Source organism: Nonlabens sp. Asnod3-A02 (assembly GCF_045063755.1).
Classification (GTDB): Bacteria; Bacteroidota; Bacteroidia; order Flavobacteriales; family Flavobacteriaceae; genus Nonlabens; species Nonlabens xylanidelens.
In genome coordinates this window covers 1-2,294 of the sequence record NZ_JBEFOC010000004.1, presented here as the reverse complement: position 1 = coordinate 2,294, position 2,294 = coordinate 1, and the positions used below count along the sequence as shown (strand labels likewise).

The following is a 2,294-nucleotide window of genomic DNA, read 5'->3' as shown; positions in this document are numbered from 1 at the left end:
GTACGTTTCCGTTTGAATCGGTAATCTCTACATCTACGTTTGCTAATCCAGGCTCGCCTGCATCTTGTATTCCGTTTCCGTTTTGATCATCGAATACTGTTCCGCTTACTGTTCCACTTGTTAGTGGTAATGTAAATCCGTCGTCGATAGTAGTTTCTTCCGAACCTGCAATAACAGTAACGTTTTCAGGATCTGAACCTGCAGTAGTTAAAGCAGAACCAACAGGGTCCTGAACATCAACTAATGCTATTCCAACTGGAACAACCGCTATCCAATCACCATTAGCATCCGTCATCACCGTTAGAGGAGTACCTCCTTCATCGGTAACAACAACATCTACACCAGGTATTCCTGGCTCACCTGCATCTTGAATACCGTTTCCATTTTGATCATCGAATACTGTTCCTGTTAGCAATCCATTTTGATCAATAACGAAAACCGTCGGATCTTCAAAGTCACCATCACCATCATTATCTACGTTAGTAGCATCATCAGGATCATCTGAATCATCTGAGACATCCGGTAAAACATTACCTTGACTATCTGTAGTCTGACCAGTTACCTGAGCAATGTTTCTTACTTCACCGGCAGAAATATTTGCCGCTGTTATATTATAAATAGCCATCGCACTACCAACATCACCAGGGTTAAGGGTAGAAGGAGTAACAATTAAGTTAGAGACGCCAATAACTGAGTCATCTATTGTCACACCAGTAATTACCGTATTCCCAGTATTTGTTACTGTGAAGTTATAAGTGATAGTATCTAGTATATCAACTATACCATTATTATTAACATCTGTATACGAATCCGCTTTCGCGAAAGCGAGATTAGGCTGACTAACATCAGTGATAGTAGGATCATCAGGATCTCCATCACCATCAGGATCTGAATCCGTTGTATTATTTGGATCATCAGAGTTATCTGATACTGGACCGAGAGGATCTCCATTAGGATCAAAAGCATCACCACTAAGAACAGCAGTATTCACAATTTGTCCATTATCAATATCTGCTTGTAATAAAACATATACATAATCAGGCACTGTACCTGTTCCTCCAGCCGGTATAGTAGAAGGGGTTACAGAAACACCGGTCATACCAATAATCATATCATTTACGACAGCATTGCGAACCTCTACATTACCATTGTTATTTACAACAAAACTATATGTAATTGAATCCCCTGCATCTACCAATCCATTCATGTTTGCGTCAACAATACCACCACTTATTTTTTCTAACTCTAGATTAGGCATAGCATTAAAGAAACCATCTGCTGGTTGCCCAACATTTTCTCCAACACCTACAACAACAGTTGTAGGATCTGTACCAGCTGTTTGAATTTCAGTACCACCATTAGGTAAAGTAGTCTCATCTATATCTGCAGTGGTAGTTCCAGAAGGAACAACGATAGACCAAGTTCCATCAGGATTAGTAACTACTGGGATTACTGTCATAGATGAATCAGTAACATTTACTGTTACTCCGCCTAATCCCATTTCACCCATATCTTGAATTCCATTTCCGTTTGCATCATCAAATACAACACCATTCAAAATACCATTAGCACCAAGAGGCACTACAGTCGGATCGTCAGGATCAGCATCACCATCAGGATTTGCATCAGATACATTATTAGGATCATCAGAATCATCAGATACAGGACCTGCTGAATTACCAATGGTATCAAAAGCTTCACCAGAACCAACTGCTGTATTAACTACACGCCCATTAGAAACATCTGCAGCAGTAATGACGTAAACCTGATCTGATATTACACCAACATCCCCAATTGCAAGAGTACTAGGAGTAACCGGTTCATTAACTAAGCTTATTAGCGCATCATTAATAACTACATCACGAATCTCAACATTACCATTATTGGTAACACTAAAACTATAAGTAATCGTATCTCCTTCGTCATTAATACCATTCATGTTCACATCAACAACAGCACCAGCTGCTTTAACAACATTAAGGTTAGGCATAGGAGTAAATATTCCGTTTTCTTCTTCAAGTACTGTTGTGCCTGATACTACTGTTACCGTTGTTGGGTCTGTTCCTTCTGTTTGAACTGCTCCTGTTGGTAAGGTAGTTTCATCAATATCTACTGTTGCGTCACCTGCAGCTACTACTGTTGCTGTATAAGCTCCACTTGCATCGGTTGTTACCGTTTGAGCGTTTCCGTCCTCATCTGTAATCAAAACATCTACTCCAGATAATCCAGGCTCGCCTGCATCTTGTGTTCCGTTTCCGTTTACATCATCATAAACTAATCCCTCTATTGTTCCT

The 2,294-nt window shown here is 40.0% G+C and carries 1 protein-coding gene; it reads right to left on the bottom strand.

Annotated elements, in window-relative coordinates:
* Nucleotides 1-2,294, bottom strand: a 2,294-nt coding sequence (locus ACJJVN_RS00050; protein WP_405376589.1) for an SdrD B-like domain-containing protein, incomplete at both ends; no start/stop codon positions are given.